This window comes from Salinispira sp. (assembly GCF_059431795.1).
In genome coordinates, this window is the sequence record NZ_JBXWXS010000014.1 from 43,404 (window position 1) to 65,688 (window position 22,285).

At 51.9% G+C, this 22,285-nt stretch carries 19 protein-coding genes; 5 read left to right on the forward strand and 14 right to left on the reverse strand.

Translation table 11 applies throughout. The features are described from left to right. Positions 1 to 76: 76 nt before the first annotated feature. The 5 genes from AC52PS_RS05245 to AC52PS_RS05265 form a co-directional block, all read right to left on the reverse strand. Complete coding sequence (locus AC52PS_RS05245) at positions 77 to 1,456, reverse strand: hypothetical protein (RefSeq protein ID WP_495561991.1); 1,380 nt, start codon at positions 1,454 to 1,456, stop codon at positions 77 to 79. Positions 1,457 to 1,543: 87 nt separating this feature from the next. After that, a complete protein-coding gene (locus AC52PS_RS05250) occupies positions 1,544 to 2,722 on the reverse strand; it encodes a sodium ion-translocating decarboxylase subunit beta (RefSeq protein WP_495561992.1) in 1,179 nt (392 codons plus the stop codon). Between the two features lies 1 nt (position 2,723). Then, positions 2,724 to 4,598 (reverse strand): biotin/lipoyl-containing protein, encoded by a 1,875-nt coding sequence (locus tag AC52PS_RS05255; protein WP_495561993.1) that lies wholly within the window; start codon positions 4,596 to 4,598, stop codon positions 2,724 to 2,726. Continuing rightward, positions 4,598 to 4,798 carry an OadG family transporter subunit gene (locus tag AC52PS_RS05260; protein WP_495561994.1) on the reverse strand — a complete coding sequence of 67 codons (201 nt, stop codon included), beginning with the start codon at positions 4,796 to 4,798 and terminating at the stop codon, positions 4,598 to 4,600. The genes AC52PS_RS05255 and AC52PS_RS05260 overlap by 1 nt, the downstream gene beginning before the upstream one ends. Positions 4,799 to 4,893: 95 nt before the next feature. Continuing rightward, on the reverse strand, positions 4,894 to 5,652 hold the full coding sequence (locus AC52PS_RS05265) for a biotin--[acetyl-CoA-carboxylase] ligase (protein ID WP_495561995.1): 759 nt from the start codon (positions 5,650 to 5,652) through the stop codon (positions 4,894 to 4,896). Positions 5,653 to 5,902: 250 nt separating this feature from the next. Between AC52PS_RS05265 and AC52PS_RS05270 the strand changes: the two genes are divergently transcribed. Genes AC52PS_RS05270 through AC52PS_RS05280 form a run of 3 tightly spaced genes read left to right on the forward strand, consistent with a single transcriptional unit; the run spans position 5,903 to position 10,660 of the window. Continuing rightward, positions 5,903 to 7,321: a sodium/glutamate symporter family protein gene (locus AC52PS_RS05270; RefSeq protein WP_495561996.1), complete on the forward strand. Its 1,419-nt coding sequence runs from the start codon at positions 5,903 to 5,905 to the stop codon at positions 7,319 to 7,321. A gap of 46 nt (positions 7,322 to 7,367) precedes the next feature. After that, positions 7,368 to 8,219 (forward strand): DUF1295 domain-containing protein, encoded by an 852-nt coding sequence (locus AC52PS_RS05275; RefSeq protein ID WP_495561997.1) that lies wholly within the window; start codon positions 7,368 to 7,370, stop codon positions 8,217 to 8,219. Next, entirely contained in the window at positions 8,216 to 10,660 is a 2,445-nt protein-coding gene (locus AC52PS_RS05280) for an alpha-galactosidase (protein WP_495561998.1), read from the forward strand. Before AC52PS_RS05275 ends, AC52PS_RS05280 begins: the two co-directional genes overlap by 4 nt. Before the next feature lie 7 nt (positions 10,661 to 10,667). Here AC52PS_RS05280 and AC52PS_RS05285 read toward each other — a convergent pair whose 3' ends face one another. The 5 genes from AC52PS_RS05285 to udk all read right to left on the reverse strand — a co-directional run bounded on the left by AC52PS_RS05285 (position 10,668) and on the right by udk (position 14,732). Further along, entirely contained in the window at positions 10,668 to 11,648 is a 981-nt protein-coding gene (locus AC52PS_RS05285) for a malate dehydrogenase (protein ID WP_495561999.1), read from the reverse strand. 170 nt (positions 11,649 to 11,818) lie between these two features. Beyond that, positions 11,819 to 13,195: a hypothetical protein gene (locus AC52PS_RS05290; RefSeq protein WP_495562000.1), complete on the reverse strand. Its 1,377-nt coding sequence runs from the start codon at positions 13,193 to 13,195 to the stop codon at positions 11,819 to 11,821. Then, a complete protein-coding gene (locus AC52PS_RS05295; RefSeq protein ID WP_495562001.1) occupies positions 13,188 to 13,985 on the reverse strand; it encodes an RsmE family RNA methyltransferase in 798 nt (265 codons plus the stop codon). Before AC52PS_RS05295 ends, AC52PS_RS05290 begins: the two co-directional genes overlap by 8 nt. Continuing rightward, the gene (locus AC52PS_RS05300; RefSeq protein ID WP_495562002.1) at positions 13,982 to 14,125 is read right to left on the reverse strand and encodes a hypothetical protein; all 144 of its coding nucleotides are present in this window, start codon (positions 14,123 to 14,125) and stop codon (positions 13,982 to 13,984) included. The genes AC52PS_RS05295 and AC52PS_RS05300 overlap by 4 nt, the downstream gene beginning before the upstream one ends. A gap of 1 nt (position 14,126) precedes the next feature. Beyond that, on the reverse strand, positions 14,127 to 14,732 hold the full coding sequence (udk, locus tag AC52PS_RS05305; protein WP_495562003.1) for a uridine kinase: 606 nt from the start codon (positions 14,730 to 14,732) through the stop codon (positions 14,127 to 14,129). A 376-nt stretch (positions 14,733 to 15,108) separates the two neighbouring features. Between udk and AC52PS_RS05310 the strand changes: the two genes are divergently transcribed. Continuing rightward, complete coding sequence (locus AC52PS_RS05310) at positions 15,109 to 15,657, forward strand: MarR family winged helix-turn-helix transcriptional regulator (protein WP_495562004.1); 549 nt, start codon at positions 15,109 to 15,111, stop codon at positions 15,655 to 15,657. Positions 15,658 to 15,659: 2 nt separating this feature from the next. Here AC52PS_RS05310 and AC52PS_RS05315 read toward each other — a convergent pair whose 3' ends face one another. The 4 genes from AC52PS_RS05315 to AC52PS_RS05330 all read right to left on the reverse strand — a co-directional run bounded on the left by AC52PS_RS05315 (position 15,660) and on the right by AC52PS_RS05330 (position 21,076). Further along, complete coding sequence (locus tag AC52PS_RS05315) at positions 15,660 to 17,171, reverse strand: hybrid sensor histidine kinase/response regulator (RefSeq protein ID WP_495562005.1); 1,512 nt, start codon at positions 17,169 to 17,171, stop codon at positions 15,660 to 15,662. Between the two features lie 88 nt (positions 17,172 to 17,259). Continuing rightward, a complete protein-coding gene (locus tag AC52PS_RS05320; protein WP_495562006.1) occupies positions 17,260 to 18,558 on the reverse strand; it encodes an O-acetylhomoserine aminocarboxypropyltransferase/cysteine synthase family protein in 1,299 nt (432 codons plus the stop codon). A 100-nt stretch (positions 18,559 to 18,658) separates the two neighbouring features. After that, positions 18,659 to 19,585, reverse strand: coding sequence for a cysteine synthase A (gene cysK / locus AC52PS_RS05325; protein ID WP_495562007.1), 927 nt, complete (start codon positions 19,583 to 19,585; stop codon positions 18,659 to 18,661). A gap of 276 nt (positions 19,586 to 19,861) precedes the next feature. After that, a complete protein-coding gene (locus AC52PS_RS05330) occupies positions 19,862 to 21,076 on the reverse strand; it encodes an OmpA family protein (RefSeq protein ID WP_495562008.1) in 1,215 nt (404 codons plus the stop codon). 260 nt (positions 21,077 to 21,336) lie between these two features. Here AC52PS_RS05330 and AC52PS_RS05335 point away from each other — a divergent pair, with 260 nt between their 5' ends. Beyond that, positions 21,337 to 22,257 (forward strand): DbpA RNA binding domain-containing protein, encoded by a 921-nt coding sequence (locus AC52PS_RS05335; protein WP_495562009.1) that lies wholly within the window; start codon positions 21,337 to 21,339, stop codon positions 22,255 to 22,257. The last annotated feature ends 28 nt before the right edge of the window (positions 22,258 to 22,285 follow it).

Below are 22,285 nucleotides of genomic sequence, written 5' to 3' on the forward strand. Positions count from 1 at the left end.
GACTCCTGTCTAATATAGCCCAGGGATACTCATGCATCGCAGGGGATAGCAGGGCAATTGCCGGATGGGAGAGCATCTATCCGGCAGCGCCCTTGGCCCCTTCCCGGGACTCCACAAATGCGCTCAAAATACCGCGTCGTGTAAATGCCATTTCCGCACAGGCCTTTATTACCGGAAGAATCAGATTGGAAGGAAGCGCATCCAGAAAATCCTCGGGACTCCGTACCCCGTCGAACATCTCTTTCAACGTTGCCAAATAGTCCTTCAGTGCAGCGGAACCGATGTGCAAATAGATATGCTTGGCAAGGGGACTGCGGTTCAGATCAAATTGGGTATTGGAGTTTCTTCCTTCAGCCAGAAGCGAATAGACCGTTGAACCAATTGCAGCTCCTTTCTGAACCTCTGAATGGGGAAGCATGGACTCAAAATGATCGATGCTCTGGGCGTCTGAAATATCTCCCATCAGCAGAGCGATGGGAACATCTCCGCCGGAAATCTCCGCAATGGCCTCCAGAACCCCTGTGGTCAACAGCTTCACCCCCAGATAATCCCTGGCAGCCAATACATTCCGCTTGGCATGATAGTTCAGATCCTTCAAATCCTCACTACTGGGAACTCCCTTATAGGAGGTGAAAATCACTGACGGATTCAGAAAGTTCATGAACCCTTCCATTTTCTGAAGGGCTATCCGGTAATTTTTCACAGTATATAATCCGGTTGTCCGGAGAGAAGGGTTTGTTTCCGGAAGAAGTTTCCAGGTGTTATCCAGAAATGCGGCAACTTCCTGTTCGGCAAAGTTTTCCACATCCGTATTGGCGAATATCACCGCCTTTTGAATCATGGAAGTAATATTCTCTTCACTCAACCCCATCTGTCTGGACTCATTCAATTCGGTCACCCGGGAAGCCAGGCGCTGGGGTGGAGTATGCCCGTTCGCCTCGGGCTTTCGAAAGGGTATGGTGGCTTCAATGCTGCAAACAACCTGGAGCAGATCTGTCCGCTTCATGAACGGTTCCATCTCATGAACCAAAACAATGGCGCTTAAGCATTCGTTCATGCCCCCGAAGGCAGGCAGGTGGTCGCCGGGCTGAAAACCGAATACTGATAATACCCCGTGAATACAGGATTGCTCCGTATTCAAATCTTCCCGAATGACAATATCACCCTCATCTATGTAGACATAGTTGATCAGTATGTCTTCAATCTCCGGAATGAAGCCCTGATCGATGCTGTAATACACTATATCGTGGAACAACGCGGCCAGGATTTGGAGAGGCTGATCCTGCCGGGCGAGATTAAAAACATGCTCTGCGGTATGAAAGCTCCTCGCCTGGGTGGACATGGCTTTGTTCACCATAATACCCAGACGTTCCACATCTTTGAGCTCAACCGGTAGCTCCAAACGGTCAACTGCGGTCTGTACCAGACGTATTGTACGTAATAATGTAGCTGCCACAAAATCTCCCTAAAAAGAGTGTAATTCAGTCAGAATTATTTTGCCAATAATGAGCCGTCACATAAAATTCGGTGTGGGGCACATTCCTTACAATGGAGAGCTCAAGGCAATGAGTATACCCGCTGCTACCGCCGATCCTATGACACCGGCAACATTAGGCCCCATGGCGTGCATGAGCAGCATATTCTGATGATTTTCATCCTGTCCCACTTTATTTACAACCCTGGCAGCCATGGGAACCGCGGAAACCCCCGCCGCACCAATGAGAGGATTAACCGGCTCACGGGATAGTAAATTCATCAGCTTACCCAGCAATACCCCCGCGGCAGTGCCGATGGAAAATGCAACAAGCCCCAATACAATAATGCCCAGGGTTTCCGGCAGAAGAAATTTGTCTGCCTGAAGCTTGCTTCCCACGGCCAGTCCCAGCAGTATGGTTACCGAGTTTATCAGCGCGTTCTGCATAGTGTCGGAGAGGCGGTCAACCACCCCGCTCTCTCTTGCCAGGTTCCCGAACATCAATGCGCCGATAAGGGGTGTGGCATCCGGGAGAAAGAGTATGCACAGCCCGAGCACCAATATGGGAAAGATGATCTTCTCTGTTTTCGAGACATGGCGAAGTTGGGTCATTACGATTTTTCGTTCCCGTGAAGTGGTAAGCGCTCTCATAATGGGGGGCTGAATAATGGGAACTAAAGCCATATACGAATAGGCGGCCACAGCAATAGCCCCCAATAGCTCCGGCGCTAATTTGGTGGAAACATAGATGGCCGTGGGCCCGTCCGCCCCGCCGATAATACTGATTGCCGACGCCTGACGAATGCTGAAATCCACCGCCGGCAAGAGGTCGGATACCCCAAGAGCCGCCATAAACGTGAAGAAAATTCCAAATTGAGCCGCCGCTCCCAGCAAAGCTGTTTTCGGATGTGCCAGCAGCGGACCGAAATCTGTCATAGCCCCCACCCCCATGAAAATAAGAAGAGGGAACAGACCGTTGGAAACACCAAAATCGTAAATAATTCCCAAAAAACCCCCGGGGCCTGCAATTCCCGCCAGCGGGATATTCGCAAGAATCCCTCCGAAACCGATGGGCAGTAGAAGAAGAGGTTCAAATTTCTTGACAATGCCCAGATAAAGCAGGAGAAATCCCACAAGAATCATAATGAGTTCGCCGGGAACTACCCCGAAAATCAGTACATCGGAATTGAGAAATCCATAAACTCCGGTGGACTGCCAGAGCTGCTGCATCGATTGAAGAAATTCCATTCTACCCCCCGACCGCTGCGCTGCAGCGGATCTGGGCAAGCCGGGCTCCCGAGGCAACCTTCTGCCCCTGCACAACGTCCAGGGATTCCAGTACGCCGTCTTCCGGCGCTTTTACTTCATTTTCCATCTTCATGGCTTCCAGGACACATATGGTTTCCCCCGCAGCAACGCTCTGATCCGGGGATTTGGCCACACGTACGATGGTACCGGTCAGGGGGGCATCCAGGGAAACAATCCGTGAAGCCTCCATGTTTCGGCTTTTTCCGGCCCGGGGATCCGAAACCGGTTTGTCCCCAGAGCTGACTGATTGTTGATCCACTTCCATACGGAATTTCTGACCGTCAATTTCGGCCGACCCGTCGGGCAAAAAGTTAACCAGGAAATCCCGCCCGTCCACATGTACCTTCACCTGCCGGGCAGCTTCTCCTGCCGGACGCTCATCTGCTTTGTCAGTCTTCCCGGCTTCCGGGGATTTCTTCCGGATTCCCAGAACCGCCTCTCCTTTCAGATACTGAATCCCCTTTTCCCGACATGTTGCGGCAATAAATATATTCTCCTCACTCTCCGGGATCCCCGCTTCTTTAAGCATGAGACTGGCTGCTTTCCGGCCTTTGGAAGGATCTTCATCGTTCAACTCCAGGACGGTTTTCGTGGTGGGTTCCAGGCCCAGCTGCTTGGAAGCTTCGGCTATTACATCAGGATCAGGAGGGAACGGCGTCTTACCAAAATACCCCAGCACCATCTTTCCATAGCCCTGGGCAATCTTTTTCCAGTCTCCGAACATTGCATTGTTAAACGCCTGTTGAAAGTAAAACTGGGAAACCGGAGTCACCGAGGTACCGAATCCACCCAATTTCACCACTTCACGCATCTTTTCAATAATCCGGGGATATGAATCCATCATATCGTTGTCCCTGAGCATTTGGGTGTTGGCGGTAAGAGCACCTCCGGGCATGGGCGAAAATGGAATGAGGGGCTCTATGGTTTTAGATTCAGGAGGTACGAAGTAATCTTTCATGCAGTCTTTGAACACTTCTTCGGCTTCCCGCATTTTTTCTATATCTATGCCCAGATCAAACTCGCTGCCTCTCAGTACATGCCACATAGAGATCACATCACTCTGGCAGGTACCTCCGGATACCGGAGCCATGGAAAGGTCAATACCTGAAGCACCCGCCTCAATTGCAGCCTGATATTGGGGAATACAGGTACCCAGGGTGTCGTGGCTGTGGAAACGGAGGGGAATTTCCGGAGGAAGAATTTTTCTTGCCTCCCGGATTGCCCGGTACACCGTCATGGGGGTTGAAGTTCCCGATGCATCCTTATAACAGACAGAGTCAAAGGGAACCCCCGAATCGAGAATCTTTTGCAGGGTGGCGGTGTAGAACTCTGGAGTATGGGCGGTATCTGCTCCGGGGGTTCCGGGAGGCAGGCTCATAAGAGTTACGGCCACTTCATGTCGGAGCCCTGCTTTATGAATGAATGTACCGGAGGGAATCAGATTATTTACATCATTCAGTGCATCGAAATTCCGAATGGTGGTTATGCCATGTTTTTTGAAAAGTCGTGCATGCATTTCTATGATATCGCTGGACTGTGAATCCAGGCCCACCACGTTCACTCCCCGGGAAAGAGTCTGAAGATTCGCTTCCGGACCCGCAGCCTCCCGGAACCGGTCCATCATTGTGAAGGCGTCCTCATTGCAGTAAAAGTAGAGCGCCTGAAAACGGGCACCTCCACCGGCCTCAAAATGGGTAATTCCCGCTTCTCGGGTTGCTTCAACCGCAGGAAGAAAATCATCGGTGAGTACCCGCGCCCCGTAGGCGGATTGAAATCCGTCACGGAATGCGGTGATCATTACATCTATCTTTTTCATTAGCTGTTTCCTCTGCTTCGAAACCGGTATGCTGCCGCAGCAGCAACTGCCCTTCTGTGGAGATCAGGCTCAGCTTCCCTGCCTCCATGGGAGGCAAAACGCTGCAGAAGCAGCATCGATCCAACCAACAGGAGCAAAAAAACGAACACAGCCCCCATTCCAATCAACATAAAATTCACACCTGTCATAATTCCAGACATGGAACATACCGCCTTTGATTTTTTAATACTCAATATTCGGGTAGAGCCATTCCATTATACACCCATTCCGGCTGCCTAGGCCATTTTCCCATCCGTCACCGTACATCACCGGCCTGGATATTCAGTAACACCCCTTCAGGATTGCGCACTACAATCTCCCCGGCATCGTTAATTTCTTCAAAACTGTGCTCATCTTGGAATCCGTCGGATTCGATAAACACCGGCCGCCGGTATTCAGATAGTCCCGAACGGTACTCCCTGCCGATAGAGGCGAACCCCGATTCCAGAAAATCAGCATAGCGTTTCATGTACTCCTGCATCACCGAGGCGGCGAACTCATCGCGCCCGGGAGGCTCCTGGGCAATTGTCCCATTTCCCGTATGGGCAAAACTCACCGCCGGGTAGAAGCTCCCGGCTTCAAGAACCGGAGCCTTTCTCAGGTTGAGCCCCACACCAATAACCAGGCCCAAAAAGCGCTGCCCCCGAAACCTGACCTCGCTGAGTATCCCCCCTGCTTTTCCTCCGCCGAGCATCAGATCATTGGGCCACTTTATCCGAAGATCGAAGCCCGCACTCCGGGCGGCGGAGCGTACGGACACCGCCATCAGCTGGGTGTAGTTGGGAAGATTCAGATGTTCGGGGGTCCGTTTTTCCACAAGCGTCATGTAGAGATTCCCCTGCACGGATGAATCCCATTCCCGCTGCCTTCTTCCCCGGCCGGCGGTTTGAATATCGCTGATAATCAGCGCGTGATGATCAAGCTCGTCCAGGTGGGAGAGGGCATATGCGTTGGTTGAATCCAGCTGCTGGAAATGGGAAATGCGTATACCGGGGTGAAACATGCCACTGATCATATCACGAAGCAGAATGATTGTGTGAAAACTGCCGCAAAAAGAAGGAAGGGCCACATGTTCAACGCTGCGGAAAAATCTGGACAGTTTCGGTGTTTACCTGTTAGGTTTACGTGTTTGAAACTTTAAAAAAAATCTATTTTCAAAATTCAAACGGCTGCCGGAAACAGGAGATCGTAAGCCCGCTTCCACCGGCCGAAGTAAAAAGATAGGAACGGGAACAGTTCCCCTCTCCTGAAAAGGCAGGTATTGTATGATGTTCAACTGGGATTTCTTCATTCATGCAGGGATCATATCCGCTGCGATGCTCCTGGCAAGCTTCATCCGTTCAAGGGTACGCTTTTTCCAGCGCTTTCTCATACCCAACTCAATTATTGCGGGCTTCATTCTCCTTCCTTTTTTCAACTACGTGCTGCCCCATATCGGCATGAACCAGGATTTTCTCGGAGAGTTTGCATATCACCTTCTCAGCATATCATTTATCGCCCTCACCCTCCGGCCGCCGTTTAAGCGCCAGGGTGCACGGCGGAATATCACCGCTACTGCAATGGGGATATTGGGTCAGTTCGGGATGCAGGCGCTTCTGGGCCTTACCCTCACCTGGATTTTCATCCACAGCTTTATGCCCGATCTGTTTCACAGTTTCGGGCTGCTGCTCCCCCTTGGCTTTGCCCAGGGTCCCGGCCAGGCATTTGCCATAGGTGAAGGATGGAAGCTGTTCGGAATTGAAGATGCGGGATCCGTGGGTCTCACATTTGCCGCCCTGGGATTTATCCTGGCAAGCTTCGGCGGTATCTTTCTCATTAACTACGGCGTGAAGCGTCACTGGATCAGCCCCGACTACATTAAATCCATTAAAGGTCCCGATGTACGCACCGGAATATATCCCAAAGGCAGTAAGCTGCCCGTGGGTTCATATCAGACAACCCAGACGGAGGCAATCGATACCCTCACCTTCAACGTTGTGACGGTGCTGTTCACCTATCTCATGACATATCTCTTCCTCCACGGATTGGGATTTCTTCTGGGCCTGCTTGGGGATACCGGTGCCGAACTGGCCACCAATCTCTGGGGAATCAGTTTCATCTTTTCTGCAATGATGGGGATGTTCATGCGGAAAGTCTTCTCAATTTTCAAGGCCGATCATATTCTGGAGTCCCGCACCCTCAACCGGGTTTCAGGAATTTCCGTTGACCTGATGGTCACAAGCTCCATAGCAGCCATCAGTCTGGTTATTGTGGCCCAGTACTGGCTTCCCATTCTGATTGTGGGAGTTGCCGGAGCGGCAATGACATTGGCCATTATTCCCTGGATGGGATCCAGGGCTTTCAGCGACCACCGGTTCCTCCGCACCTTGCTGATCTTCGGCGTATCCACCGGCACACTCTCTACCGGCCTTGCCCTGCTGAGGGTTCTGGATCCGGAGTTTGAAACCCCTGTGGCCTCGGATTACACCTATGCATCGGGAATGACCTTCGTCCTGGCTATTCCGTTCATCCTCTCCATCAATTTCAGCGCCGAAGCCTATAAGACGGGCAATATGATGTGGTTTTTAGCAGCCATTGGCGTTGCACTGGCCTATATTCTTGGTGCCTTTCTTTGGTATCTTGGAATTGCAAAAGGTGATGCTTTCGCCAAATCATCTAAAGTATGGTTTGAAGGGAAAAGCTGATCCTGCAGCCTCCCTTTCCCGGGGAGGCATCCAATAAGGAGGTCGTATGCTTTTCGAACTTCTGCTGATCAGTCTGGGAATAAACGGACTGTTTTTTCTCATGGCCGCGTTTCTCAAGAGCGACCTGTTCACCGATCTGACCTACAGTCTCAGTTTCATTCTGCTGTCCCTCTATCTGGGATTCCGAGCTCCTCTGTATCATCCCGCCCAATACGTAAACCTTGCCCTGGTAATACTCTGGGCGCTCAGACTGGGAGGGTATCTGTTCCGGAGGATTCTCCTTATTAAAGTGGATCACCGCTTTGATGACCGGCGGGACAGTTTTATCCGTTTCGGTTCATTCTGGCTGCTTCAGGCGTTAACTGTATGGATCGTAATGTTCCCCCTTGCGGGAAGCAGCATGCCCCCTTCTCCTGAAATAATCTCCCCATTGGGACTCATCCTTCTGGGTGCAGGCTGGACGGTATTTGCCGCAGGCTTGGTCATTGAATGGGTCGCGGATCGGCAAAAATTCGCGTTTAAATCCCGTACAGACAATTCGGGGAAATTCATGCAAAGCGGTCTTTGGTCCCGCTCACGACACCCCAACTATTTTGGGGAAATGCTCATTTGGTGGGGAATGGGTCTGGCTTCTTCGGCCTTTTTTCGTTCATTTGAATTTCTGTACTTGGCAGGTCCCCTGTTCATCACCATTATGCTGCGCTATGTAAGCGGCGTACCTCTCCTGGAGAAGCAGGCAGACAAGAAGTGGGGCGAACAGCAGGAGTATCGGGAATACCGGGCCTCCACACCTCTGATCATTCCCCGAATACGCCCTGCCTCAGCGACAGCCGGGACTTCACCGGGAAACAGCGGGGATACTATGGTTAGCAGGGACAACGGAAACAGCAAAAAATGATCCGCACCCAGGGTTCCTTTTTTCATCTTGCCACACATAACTCAAGCCTTATCCTTCATATTCGGGAAAGCGGACATCCGGAACTGCTGCATTTCGGCGGAAGACTCCGGGACCGGGAGGATGGGTTTTCCAGTCTAATCCAGGATTTCAGCTTTATTCCCGGAATAGAAACCGCCTACAGCGAAGAAGCGGGATTCAGCCTTCAGACCATCAGTTCGCTCATGCCCGGAAGCGGCAAGGGGGATTATCGGCTGCCCTCCATTGAGCTGGAGTATGCCGACGGAACATCCATATGCGATTTTTTATACAACGGCTACCGCATATACCAGGGCGCTGTGCTTCAGGAAACAGATACCGAAGAACGTGAACACAGCGAGGAGGGGTACGGCGAAGCCTCTCCCCGGTCCGTCCCCGGTGCTCACGCCCTGCCCATTCCCCGAAATCCCCCGGAAACCCTCGAGTTTATACTCAAGGAAGCGGTACGGGACGTGTATCTGTACATCAGTTATGATCTCTTCCCGGAACACGACGTATTTGCATGCAGAACCCGGGTTGTAAACCGGGAACCTGAACTCCAGATCCACCGGATAATGAGCATGAACATGGATGTTGAAGGTGATGGCTGGGAATTTATCAGTCTGGAAGGCAGATGGATTCGGGAAAAGTACATCCAGCGTGGTCCCATACCCCGAGGGAGAACTTCCATCTCATCCCGCCGCTTTGCATCCAGTGCGGAACACAATCCGTTTATAGCTCTCGCATCCGGGAACACCGGAGAGGACCGGGGGGAGTGCATGGGGTTCTCCCTCATGTACAGCGGCAACCACGAAATGAACCTTGACCGGAATGAATACGGTTATGTGCGGGTTCAATGCGGTATTCACGATCACGATTTCCGCTGGACGCTTTCAGAGGGTGAACAATTCAACGCCCCCGCAGCGTTCTTCAGTTTCAGCTCCCGGGGCCTGGGAGCGCTAAGCCGCCAGTTTCATGGGTTTATTTCAGATCATGTAATCCCGCCCCGATGGAGGAACAGCCCCCGTCCCCTGCTGTTTAACAGCTGGGAAGCCCTCTACTTCGATTTTAACGAGACCCGCCTCCTTCAGCTTGCCCGGAAGGGAAAGAACATGGGAATGGAGCTCTTCGTGGTTGACGACGGCTGGTTTAAAGGGCGGAATAACGATCATAGCAGTCTGGGCGACTGGGTTGCCGACAGGAAGAAACTTCCCGGCGGAGTAGAGGCCTTGAGCCGGAAGATCCGAAAACTGGGGCTGCAGTTCGGCCTTTGGATTGAACCGGAGATGGTCTCTCCTGACAGCGATTTATTCCGAAGTCACCCGGAATGGGCAATTTCCAGCCCCCACCGCACCCCAAGCCTTGGCAGACACCAGCTCATGCTGGATATGAGCAACCCCGCTGTGGTGAATTATCTGCACCGGGAACTGAGGGAACTGTTTCTCGCATGTGAACCGGATTACGTGAAATGGGATATGAACCGAAGTATTTCCGACCCCGTTTCCAGCTACCTCCCACCTGCCAGGCAAAAAGAGCTGGGACATCGTTACACCCTGGGGGTGTACGATCTGCTGAAACGGCTTACGGATGAGTTCCCTAATATACTCCTGGAAACCTGCGCCAGCGGTGGAAACCGTTTTGATACCGGTATGCTTTTTTACAGTCCCCAGATCTGGACCAGCGACAATACCGACCCGGTCAGCAGGTTGAAGATCCAGCACGGAAGCAGTCTTCTCTACCCCCAGCATACCGCCGCCGCCCATGTGGGATCCGATCCTTCCCACCAGACCTTAAGGAACAGCAGCATATCCACTCGCTTTCACTGCGCGGCCTTTGCCCCGCTGGGATATGAGCTTGATCTTCAATCCCTCTCACCCTTCGACGAAAAAATCATCGCAGGACAGGTTGAATTATATAAGGAACATCGGGAACTATTTCAATTCGGCACATTTTATCGGCTGGCTTCTCCGTTTGAAGGAAACACCGCCGTATGGCAGCTGTACCGGGAGGAAACCGGATCGGGGGTTGTGGGTTATTTCCAGTTTCATCAGGAAGCCAGTCCGTTGAGAGAACGGATACGGCTGAAAGGGCTGGATCCGGCAAAAAAATACCTCATACGAACCGCCCCCCACTTCCTGAACATTCGCCGCTTCGGAGAGCTGATCAACGGCTACCTGCCGTTCAAGGTGAAAGCATCGGGTTTGCGGGGCCTGGCTCACAAAGTAATTTCAGACAACTATCTTTTTCCCGCCGAGACCCGGGAAGTGATCGCCTACGGAGACGAATTAATGGAGGCAGGGTTTCGGCTCTGGCCCCAGTTCACCGGAACCGGCTACAATGACCGGGTCCGGATCATGGTTGACGTAAGCTCCCGGCTGTATATTATCCGGAAGGAAGACGGAGAGACAGGCTCGGGGACAGAATAATGTTCCCTCAGCTGATCAAACCTTCCACGGCTGCCCGCTCATTGAGCAGTTCTTCCCGGGTTGCATTCAGTTTTTCGTGACCGAAGCCGTTATGCTCAAGGCCCTGAACAATCTCCCAGCCGTCTGGGGTATTTCGAACCGGAAAACTGAACATAATTCCCTCGGGCACCCCGTAACTTCCGTCGGAAGACACGGCAACTGAGAAAAACTCCCCCTGGGGCGTGGGCGTTGTCAGGTGACGTACCGTATCTACCACTGCGTTGGCCGCACTGGCGGCGGAAGATGCCCCCCGGGCTTCAATAATGGCCGCTCCCCGTTTTTGTACTGTTGTGAGGAAGTCCCCTTTCAACCAGTTTTCATCTTCGATCACCTGGTGAACAGGCTTCCCGTTAATGGTTGCATGATAAAAATCAGGATACATGCTGGGTGAATGATTGCCCCAGATTGCAAGGTTTTTAACTGCGGATACGGGCACTGAAGCCTTCTGGGCGAGCTGGGTGACCGCACGGTTCTGGTCCAGCATGGTCATGGCAAAAAAGTTACGCCCATCCATATCTTTCGCCATGGCTTTGGCAACATAGCTGTTGGTATTGCAGGGATTACCCACCACAAGGGTCTTGCAGCTTTTCCGGGCATTTGCCCCGATCGCCCTTCCCTGCTCCACAAAAATACCGCCGTTTTTCTTTAACAGATCCGCCCGTTCCATTCCCTTTTTCCGGGGAATACTCCCAACAAGCAGAGCCCAGTCGACGTCCTTGAACGCCACAGCCATGTCGGAAGTGGGAGTCACCGAACTCAGCAGAGGGAAGGCACAATCTTCCAGCTCCATTACCACCCCTTTCAGAGCCGGGAGTGCCTGTTCCAGCTCAAGCAGCTGAAGATCCACCTGGGTGTCTTCTCCAAACATTTGACCCGATGCGATCCTGAACAACAACGCATAGCCGATCTGACCTGCCGCACCTGTAACTGCAACCCGAACTCGTTTCATACTGACCTTCCTCGTGTGATGTAATAACAGATTCCCGCCGACTTTTCCTGCCCTGCATTCAACATGTGTATCCATGTGTTGATCTTGTAACTCCAGGAAAAGCAGTGGTATTTATTAGCATTGTACTCATGAAACCGGGAAAAATAAACCTCTTTTTCCCGAACAGCGGTTCAGTCTGAACCCCCATCAGTGGATCCGGCTGCAGGGTGAATATACAAGGCGCGGATACGCTTTCCCCCGTGGGGAAAGTCCCGGGTACTGCTTCGTTTAAGAATCCGATGGGGGGGGACATCCTCAGGCGCCAGGAACGGCTTCCCGGAGGAATTCAACGGAATAAGAACTATTCCAAACCATGTGGGCAAAATTTCCGTAAAAAGGTTCCAGATACGCCGGTACAAACCTGTGTGGGAACGTACCCGCCAGTTATAGGGAGGATTACAGATCAGCAAACCAGGCTCTCCGGAAATCTGCACTCCCCCCGGCTCCAGCTGGTCGTAGATCCATACGAAGAAATCCTCGTTGCTCAAGGTTATTCCGGGGGCAGTGACATCAGTTTCACCCATCAGATAGGACAGCTGGTCCCGAAACCCTGTGACATTCTTTTCAAGCAAATTGAACACATTTTCGGCAATCTCCACCCCATGAAAATCTCCGCGACGGGTTTCGGGAGCAAGATCCGGCGAGGATGCAATTTCGCCCAGGGCTTTCTTCCTGAGGTAGTTTTCCGCCTCGGGCCTGTATACCGGCCAGCTGTGAAAACTGAATTCTCTCTGGGGAAGAGGGGGAAGCCCCAGTGCAGAGAGCAGCGCTTCGAACAGGAATGTGCCACTTCCCGCCATGGCATCCACGATTCTCAGAGGTATGGGGAAAGGAGCCGCCTGAACAATAGCCGCCGCCAGGTTTTCCCGGAGGGGGGCAAGCCCCTGGGCGGGGGCATACCCCCGGCGATAAAGAAGGTTTCCGCTGGCCTCCAAGCTGATGCTGGCTCTGCTATGTTCGATCCGGATATGAATCACCTGGGGGTGCGGCGCTTTTGAGTGCGGCGCTGTTGAGCTCAGCGTTGTTGAGTCCGGCGCTATGGAGCCGGATTCTGCTTCCCCGTTTCGGGCTGAGTGACGCCGGGGATATATCTCATCCATTCTTCCCTGAACGGCCTTGGATGCACTCTCTTGCGCCCTTCCCTCATGCTGGATCCTGGCGGATTGGAGCGACATCTTAATCCGGATGGGGGTGGTCTCCCCTATCCAATATTCCCAGGGAAATCCCCTGATCCGGGAAAAAAGGTCCTCTCTGCTGCCGCAGCGGAACTCGTCAAGCCTGATTCTGAATGAGGCGGCAATACGGCAGTACAGATGAACTCGGTATATATCTTCAATGCCTGCGCTGAACAGCTCCACCCCCGGATACTCCTCCCGGGAATCAATTCCCAGCAGGCGAAGCTCCCGACGCAGGAGATCCTGCACGGCAGGATGACAAATTCCTGCAATTGAGTGTTTCCGGCCTTTTACATGCTTCTTAATTCTCCGCTGGAGGTTAATTTCAGCCATGAAGGGCTCCCTGAGCTTCCAGAGCAGATCTCAGCATACCCGATGCGATAAGCGCCGCCGTCTCGGTCCTCAGAATACTGGGTCCAAGACTCAGGCAGGAGAATCCGCTGCGGGAGAAATCTTCAAGCTCGTCATCAGTCCAGCCCCGCTCCGCGCCGATAGCAATGGTGGGAATTCCGGAGATCATTTTTCCACGAATGCTGCAAAGCATATCCATCAGCTCCAATTGAGTACCGGCACTTCTCCCGGAAGCAGGAGACTCATCATCGGGATGGAGGATAATCCGCAGCTCATTCCCCGCTCCGCCGTCTCCCAGCTCCCTGAGGCATGCATGGAGTGAATAATATTTTTCCACCCTCGGCAGGCGGCTGTGTCCCCCCTGTTCCAGGCCCAGAACGATCTGTTTGCGGAGCGCATCTCCAGTCCACGCCCTGCTTGAAAGATAGCTTTTTTCCCCCAGGCGGGGGTGCACCCAGAAAAGTTCACATACCCCCATGGAGCTTAAATCCCGGAGAAGCCGCTGAAACACCGGCGGCCTGGGATGCCCCACAATCAGGCGGAAACGGGGCAGCGGAAGCTGCTTCAATTCACGGGGAAACTCAAGCCTGAGCTCCTGGTTAGGGCCCGGCGCGCTCAAAAGCCGGGCCGTTCCCACGCCCTGATTTTCCAGCCCCACCTTCAGGGTATCGCCTTTTTCCAGCTTGAGTTGTTCGCGGATATGCTCTTCCCGATAATCCCCTGCAGGAAGAGGTCGTCCCCATTCCTCATGGGAAAACAAGGCCATATTCATTCATCTTCTCCGTGTCTAATAATGCCGTAGTTTATAGCGCTGTGTGTTAGAACGCCGGGCTTCTGTTCTCCGTCCTTCTGTTTACCGGGCTTCTGTCCTCCGTTCTTCAGATCGCAGGTTTTTAAATCTCCAAGTTTCATATTAGAATTGTTTGAGAAAGGCACTGAGCACCTCAAGCGCCATTTCATTCATTCCGCCTTCGGGTACAATCAGATCGGCGAATGCTTTGGTGGGCTCAATAAACTCATAATGGCCGGGACGCACCACTTCCAGGTACTGGGTTATAACCGATTCCATGGTCCTGCCCCGATCATGGATATCTCTGCGCATTCTGCGGATAAAGCGGATGTCATCCGGGGTATCAACAAATATTTTCAGGTCGATAAGGTCCCGCACCCGTTTATCGAAATACACCATAATGCCCTCAAAAATTACCACCTTCCGGGGTTCCACCACAATATGTTCCTCGCCTCTGCGGTGATTGACGAAATCATATATGGGCATGCGGATGCTTTCGCCCCGGCGCAGCAGCTCAAGGTGCTCTACAATGAGGTCTGTGTCGAATGCTGCGGGATGATCAAAATTAAAGGCGGTAATATTTTCGTTGTTGATGTATTCCGCACTGCGGTAGTAGTTATCCTGTGGAATACATACCAGATCAGGGTGAACCTCGGAAATCTTTTTGACTATGGTGGTCTTCCCTGATCCGGATCCACCGGAAATACCGATCACGGTTACGTTTTTCATGTAAGCTCCTTGGGTCTGTTAAGCTGTCATTGTAACCTGCGGAAGCTGCGTCCAGGAAGAGCGCAGCCGAATTCCTTCCCAGCTGAACACCCAGATAATCATAAGAATTTTTCAAACTTAATATTAGTATTCTAAATATATTCCAAGCACATAGTCAAAATACCCGGGCATAATTCTGATTCGGACAACATAAACCTCCCGAATTATAATTGAACACCCATCCAATTATCAACAATTTGGATCAATTTTGTCCAATTTCACCCTTAGTTCTGCTTTACCTCTCCGTTTTCCACAGATTTTTACTTCGTATACTAAACTATAGGGTTGTAATTTACTAGTATTTTGATGATAATAGACATGAGAAACGGAGTATGATATGAGTTCACTTTGGGATATACATGTGGAAAATTACAGCGATTTGATACTGGCCACGCTTCGCCAGATTATTCGGGCCATAGATCTGCATTCGAAAAATCTGGCTAAAAAGTATGGACTCACCGGACCTCAGCTATTGGTTTTAAAGGAACTGCATAAAGACAGCAGCAGAACCATCGGCAGTGTGGCAAAAAATATCAGTCTCAGTCAGGCAACGGTGACCAGTATTCTTGACCGTCTGGAAAAACAGGGATTTGTAACCAGAGTACGCCAACAAGCGGATAAGCGGAAGGTCAACCTCCAGCTTTCGGAACGGGCACTGGATATTCTGGCAGCCCACCCTTCCATGCTCCAGGAGGACTTTATCCGCAGATTCGATACCCTGGAAGACTGGGAAAAGATGCTCCTCATTTCCTCCCTTCAGCGAATTGCCTCAATGATGAGCGCAGAATCTATCAAGTCTCCTCCGGTTCTGGTAAGCGGTCCCCTGGATGCCAGCCATTCAGATGTGAAGACGTTTTTTGAAACCGACGAGAACCAGTACCGCTGACATCACTCCCGCCGGGCCGCCACGTGCACCGCTTGAAGCAGGGCATTATGAAGATCGGGAAAACGGAACGGCTTTCTGAGTACCGCATCAAATCCCTGCTGCCTTAACTCATCCGCGCTATAATCCATAGGAGCGGTGGATGCGTAAATTGCCGGAAGCCCCGATTGAAGCCTTTGAAGCCGCTTGAGCGTATGAAACACGTCGGGAATTTCTTCCCCGTCGTCCTCCAGGATTACCAAATGAAAGGGATAATCGGAATCCAGCGCACGTTCGAATTTCTCATATAGCTGTGACGTACTTGCCGCAAAGCTTCCGAATATTCCCAATTGATACAGCAGACGCTCCCACACTTCCTGCACCTCCGGATTATCATCCAGTACAAGAATTTTTAATCCCGGCGGCAGAGACCTTCTTTCGGGGGCGGCAGCTGCCTCCGCATTCAAGGGAAGGTAGATATGCACCCGGGTGCCTTTTCCTGCAGCACTCTCTATGTCCAGACTGCCGTTATATTCCAGAGCGATATTTTTGGCGATAAACAGACCCAAACCGTCGGCGTTGTCCTTGGTTGAAAAAAACGGCTGCTGTACCCTGGCGAGCACATCCATGGTCATTCCCGGCCCATGATCGGCAATGCTGATGAGCACCGAATCACGTCCATTCCGTTCCACCAACTCGGTTGATATTTCAATTTTATACGCTTCGCTGCCTGCCTGTACTCCATTGAGAATGATATTCTGAAACATCTGACTGATTTTTTCATAATTCCCGTGGAACGGCGGGAGGTCCGGAGTAAGGCTGAGATCGGGATGCTTGTTGGAGCCCATAAGACTGCGCTCCGCGGCTTCTCTCAGGCATGATTCAAGGGAGAAACTATCTCCGGCGTTTCGGGAACCATTGCTGAGCCCCAGAATTGTGTCCAGTTTCCCGTTACTCCGTTCCAGATGCCTGAGAATGCCATCCAGGCTTTCCCGCATGGAGGCGGCAGTACTCTCATCAGCCGGATCAGGATCTTTGAGAATTTCCTGGAGAAAGTCCACCGAACCGTAAAGAACCTGCAAGCGTTCCTTGAAATCATTCGCATAGCCTCTGATCAGGGGAAGAAGGGACTGGATGCGCTGAACCCTGCGGTACTCCTCTTCCATCTGCCGCAGCAGTGTAACATCTTCAAGGATGAGAAGGACTCCTGAGGCATCTTTTCTGCGGTGGAGTTCGGCCCGGTATATGCTGCGTCCGGACCAGCTGTTTTTAAAGGAAATTGCGTAATCCGCCCATGGTCCCTGGGATTCTCCCCTGGGCGATTGGAGCAGCGCGTGAAAACGTCTGGCATCCCCGGGTTCCCAGGGATGAAGATAGGCGTCCAGACTTTCACCCCGAATGGAATGAACGCCTGATGGAAGGAGCTCCCGGATAACGGGGTTATGATCTACCACCACCCCATTGCCATCCAGGATCAGGATGATCTGGGGCAGGATATCCGTGAGATGCAATACTGTATTCACCGAACTTTCATTCACACCCTTAATTGTAAGTCAGGAAAGCGGGCATTTCCAGCATCTCCCGCCCCCGGAAACCCGGGGACAAAATGACGGATATAGTGCAAGATCAGCCTCCGAGAGCCTGGTCCAGATCCTCTAAAATATCATCAATATGCTCAAGCCCCACCGACAGTCGCACAAGCTCTTCCCCGATACCCGCTTCCGTATGCTGATCGGCAGACATTTGACTGTGAGTGGTACTGGCCGGGTGAATGGCAAGACTTTTTGCGTCTCCCACATTGGCCAGCAGACTGAAAAGCTTTAAATTATTTATGAAACGTTCTCCGGCCTGACGTCCGCCCTTGATTCCGAACACCACCATTCCGCCCTTCCCCCGGGGAAGCAGTTTTGCCGCGTTTTCGCTGCTTTCGGCACCGGAAGCATTGGTATCTCCAGGCAGTCCGGGATAGCTGACCCAGCTTACCTGAGGATGAGAGCCAAGATGCTTTGCAACGTTTTCCGCATTTTCGCTGTGTCGTTCCATTCTCAGACTGAGGGTTTCCAGCCCCTGGAGAAAGAGCCAGGCATTATCCGGACTCATAGCGGCTCCCAGGTTCCTCAGGGGCACCAGGCGCATCCTCAGGGCGTAGGCAACGGCTGTGAGTTCGCCCAGGTCGTGGGCGTAGCGCAAACCGTGATAGCTCGAATCCGGCTCGTTCATGGTGCTGAACTTGGGGTATTTGGACCAAGGGAATTTTCCGCTGTCCACCACTATTCCGCCGAGCCCCGTACCATGACCGCCGATCCATTTGGTGAGACTGTGAACTACAATATCTGCACCATGCTCAATGGGACGAAATAAATAGGGGGTGGCGAAGGTATTGTCCACAATCAGGGGAACTTCCGCTTCATGTGCAATCTCCGCCCAACGGGGTATATCGGACACCCGGAGGGTGGGATTGTCGATGGTCTCCACAAACAACGCCCGTGTTTTTTCATTAATGGCCGAACGGATGGCCTGTTCATCCAGAGGATCCACCAGATGCACGGTAATGCCGTATTGGGGAAGAATATCGTTAAACATGGTGTAACTTCCGCCGTAGAGATTTCTGGAAGCAACAATCTCATCACCTGCAACGGCAATATTTATGAGTGAATAAAAAATTGCACTGGTGCCCGATGCGGTCGCCAAGGCGGCAGCCCCGCCTTCAAGATCCGCAACCCGCTTCTCCAGCACGTCGGTTGTGGGATTCATCAGCCGGGTATAGATATAGCCCAGTTCTTTCAGCGCAAACAGATTTGCAGCGTGTTCACTATCCCTGAACATGTATGCTGCGGTCCGGTGAATGGGAACTGCTCTGGAAGGTGAACTCTCTTCAATTTCCTGTCCCTGGTGCAGCGCCCGTGTCTCAAAATGATGTGCCATGATTTCCTCCGTTTAATCATGAGATTGGATCCTGAATGCATTCCCGTTCTTCCATAGGTATCAGGATGGCCTGTCTGAAGCTTCTGTGTATTAACTTGTATTAGTCGTCGAAAAGCCAGGTGCTTAAATACCGTTCGCCGCTGTCGCATATTACGGTAACAATTGTTTTTCCCCTGGACTCTTCTTTCCCGGCAATTTCCAATGCGGCATGCAGATTGGCACCGGCACTGATTCCGCCGAGAACCCCGTGGCCCGCGGCCAGTTTCCGTGCAGCGGCTCCGGCATCAAAGCTGCTTACCTTTAACACTTCATCGATAATTTCCGTATCCAGCACCCCGGGAATGAAGCCGGCGCCGATCCCCTGAATCTTATGGGGTCCGGGCTTACCGCCTGAAATAACGGGACTTCCCTCGGGTTCAACGGCCACAAGACGCAGCTCCGGGTTCAGTTTTTTCAGTTCCCCTCCTGCACCGCTGAGAGTACCGCCGGTACCAACCCCTGCCACAAAGATATCAACATTTCCTCCGCTGTCCTCCCAGATTTCCTTCGCAGTGGTGAGGCGGTGAATCTCCGGGTTTGCAGGATTTTCAAATTGTCGGGTAAGCATGGCGTTTTCCATGCTCTGAGCAAGCTCTTCGGCTTTTTTCACCGCACCACCCATCCCCTCATTTCCGGGAGTGAGGACCAGTTTGGCTCCGAACGCCTTCAGTAGTCTTCGTCGCTCAATGCTCATGGTATCCGGCATGGTAAGATATACCGGATGCCCTGTAGCCGCAGCGATGTAGGCCAAAGCTATTCCGGTGTTTCCGCTGGTGGCCTCAACAATAGCTGCACCGGGGAGAAGCTGCCCCTCCTTCTCAGCTCTGCGAATCATGGACAATCCGATCCGGTCTTTCACACTTGAGAGGGGATTAAAATTCTCCAGTTTCAGCAGCACCTGACCTGCCAGCTTCTCACCCTCTGCAGGCCGGTATCGCAGCAGCGGGGTATTTCCTATGAGTTCGGTGATTGAATCGTAAATCGGCATGGCATTCTCTCCGGCATGCGGGGGAGTTATCCATTGATGAAGTGGATACCGCAGGCAATTGTTAAGTTAATATACTCGATATATATTGTCAACATTATTGGAAACATAAGGAGAAACCTCGCCTACCATCGCCTGGAAACCGGCTCATTGAGGGGAAAACGCACTTTATGCAGCGCTCTGGATGATTTTTTCGGGGATGCCGGACCGCTTCTTCGGGGGCGTCGGACTGCTTCTTCAGGACCGGCGGACCGCTATTTCGGGCCGGAGGCATGGGAATCAGTTTTCCAAAATAGTAATTTCCACCCGTCGGTTGCGCCTCATTCCCGCGGGAGTGTCGTTATCCGCAACAGGTCTGGTTGCGCCGAAGCCCTGGAACATGATACGGCTTCGGTCCCGGGCCCCGAGATCAATAAGGTATTCCACCACCGCTGCTGCCCGCTGTTCACTGAGCCGCTGCCGCCCAGCTTCTGTACCCGCAAGAGCGGTATGGCCGCTGACGAGAATATCCCGGTTGGGGTAAGCTGAGAGAATCTCTGCAATTTTCCTGATCTTTGCCTGCTCTGAGGCCACAAGCCTGGAGGAATCCGGCGGAAACTGAATGTTTTCCAGGGATATGGTTACCCCGTCCTCATCATCCCGTACCGAACTGTCCTCAACCCCCAGATCGCTCAGTCTCTGCCTCAGGTCATCTTTCAAAGCATCCCGATCCAGTTCAGGACTTTCAATTACCTCGGCAGATGCGCTGCCCTCGTAGGTGACAGTGCTGCCGTCGCTCAGATGAAGCATTATTTCATAGTCTTCTTCATATGAGTGGGGACGGCCCAGAATATTATCGAAATACAGGTTCTGATCCGAGTATCCGGTAATAAGATAAGGATACAAGGGGTTCCCCGGGGGGATACTCTTCCGGTGAAAAATATTGTAGCGGATCACAATATGATGAAGCTCTTTCCCATCCATGGTTACCGGTCCGCGGTACTCATAACTCACGGGCATGGGAAACGAGAACACCTCCCGGATATTAAAGCCCTGGCGAAGATCGTGCACCTCATACCCCGGTGCAGACCAGGTCTCTCCCGGCTGTACATCCCGATCGGGAAACATGGGCACATCCCGTACCGTGGGTACAAAGTACTCGTCAGAAATATCATATTTTCCCAGGGAGTTACGCCAGAACTCGGCGGAATACTCCCTGTCCAGCTGGTATGCGTCTGTGCTGTTGCGCCGAGCTTCCACGGAATGCTGATAGTACACCTGCTCCCGCCCCGAATCACCCCGGGTCTCCAATACCTCAACCTGTATGCGGTTGAGCAGCTCCGCACTGTGCTGAAAAGCTCCATTCAGATAGACGTTTTGATCGATTTGAGAAAGTATGCGGTAGCGTTCTCCGTCCCGGAAGCGATAACGGAACGTTTCGGCATCTGTCATCCCCACAGCAAGGACGAGAAACATGAAAAAGAGAACCGGATATCTGCGATTCAGACTGATCATATGAGTACACCTTCCCATTATTGTATCGGTACAACCACCCATTTCTTGACAAAGAAAATCGGCAAAGCTATTGTTACATAAGATACAGCGGAATAGTCTGAGCATCAGTTTTTTCGCTATTTTTTTAGAAGGAGGATCAGACAGAGAACCATAGAAAGCGTCACACACAAACCAGTATGTTATTTTCAGCCCGGGATCACATAATTACATATCATGACCGGATCCCCCATCATGCCATCATACAGTTCTGTACATCTGCGTTGCAGAAATCAGAACAGAGAAAACATGCTGAAGCACCCCAGGGTCTGATTGTTGTGCAACGGGAAACAGAGATCGACCGCTTATTTCCATTGACTGCGGATCGTGAGCCGGCCTGGCAGACATTACCTGCCGCCGACAATGCCAAGGCTTTTCAAAGCCACAGGTCCAGCCCGGAGTTGATTATAGGAGCAGCTGCTTCAATGATCGACCTCATACGACGGGAGGACATTGTTCCCGATAACATCGGTCTGCTAATTATTATCGAAGCATATCAGGAAGACAGTTTTTGGAATGATGTGGAATTTATTCTCACCAAAACCGGAAACCGCAGTATCACAACGATATTCTCCCCTGAACTGCACGAAAATCATTACGGCATTATGCCGTATCTGCGCAGACCCGCTACCCGCACGCTTCAGCAGTGGTTAAACCAACAACAGGAGATGATTATGGCAAAACGTGATTATCAAGTTAATGAAGAACAGCTTTCCGATCAGCTGGACAGTATTTTGAAGGAAATACACGAAAACGAAGACCCCCAGGAATTGGATGAATTCCGTAAAGTCTTCAAGAAGAAAGTATCAGTATTCAAGAGAGCCTATGTGGCAGCATATATGCTGAAGTATTTTAACGGCGGAGGCAAGCGCCCCTCCAAACGCCGTCGGGAATCCAATGCAAACATGACCTCTGTGTTTATCGGTATCGGCAGAACCCGCAGGGTGTACCCCCGGGACATTGTGGGCCTGGTTCTGGATAAAACCGGTCTCCAGCGGGAAGATATCGGCAATATTAAAATTCTCGATAACTATTCCTTCGCGGATATCAATAAAGACAAAACCGACGAGGTAATTTCCGTGCTCAACGGGATTGAATACCGCGGCCGCACATTGAATGTGAACTACGCGAAAAAGAAAAACTGAGGCCTTGCCTCTCTCCCTGTGTAAACGG

Coding starts and splice junctions, on each gene's coding strand:
- AC52PS_RS05250 (WP_495561992.1), bottom strand. CDS start 2,722: ATGGAATTTCTTCAATCGATGCAGCAGCTCTGGCAGTCCACCGGAGTT.
- AC52PS_RS05255 (WP_495561993.1), bottom strand. CDS start 4,598: ATGAAAAAGATAGATGTAATGATCACCGCATTCCGTGACGGATTTCAA.
- AC52PS_RS05260 (WP_495561994.1), bottom strand. CDS start 4,798: ATGTCTGGAATTATGACAGGTGTGAATTTTATGTTGATTGGAATGGGG.
- AC52PS_RS05265 (WP_495561995.1), bottom strand. CDS start 5,652: ATGATCAGTGGCATGTTTCACCCCGGTATACGCATTTCCCATTTCCAG.
- AC52PS_RS05270 (WP_495561996.1), top strand. CDS start 5,903: ATGATGTTCAACTGGGATTTCTTCATTCATGCAGGGATCATATCCGCT.
- AC52PS_RS05275 (WP_495561997.1), top strand. CDS start 7,368: ATGCTTTTCGAACTTCTGCTGATCAGTCTGGGAATAAACGGACTGTTT.
- AC52PS_RS05280 (WP_495561998.1), top strand. CDS start 8,216: ATGATCCGCACCCAGGGTTCCTTTTTTCATCTTGCCACACATAACTCA.
- AC52PS_RS05285 (WP_495561999.1), bottom strand. CDS start 11,648: ATGAAACGAGTTCGGGTTGCAGTTACAGGTGCGGCAGGTCAGATCGGC.
- AC52PS_RS05290 (WP_495562000.1), bottom strand. CDS start 13,195: ATGGCTGAAATTAACCTCCAGCGGAGAATTAAGAAGCATGTAAAAGGC.
- AC52PS_RS05295 (WP_495562001.1), bottom strand. CDS start 13,985: ATGAATATGGCCTTGTTTTCCCATGAGGAATGGGGACGACCTCTTCCT.
- AC52PS_RS05300 (WP_495562002.1), bottom strand. CDS start 14,125: ATGAAACTTGGAGATTTAAAAACCTGCGATCTGAAGAACGGAGGACAG.
- udk (WP_495562003.1), bottom strand. CDS start 14,732: ATGAAAAACGTAACCGTGATCGGTATTTCCGGTGGATCCGGATCAGGG.
- AC52PS_RS05310 (WP_495562004.1), top strand. CDS start 15,109: ATGAGTTCACTTTGGGATATACATGTGGAAAATTACAGCGATTTGATA.
- AC52PS_RS05320 (WP_495562006.1), bottom strand. CDS start 18,558: ATGGCACATCATTTTGAGACACGGGCGCTGCACCAGGGACAGGAAATT.
- cysK (WP_495562007.1), bottom strand. CDS start 19,585: ATGCCGATTTACGATTCAATCACCGAACTCATAGGAAATACCCCGCTG.
- AC52PS_RS05330 (WP_495562008.1), bottom strand. CDS start 21,076: ATGATCAGTCTGAATCGCAGATATCCGGTTCTCTTTTTCATGTTTCTC.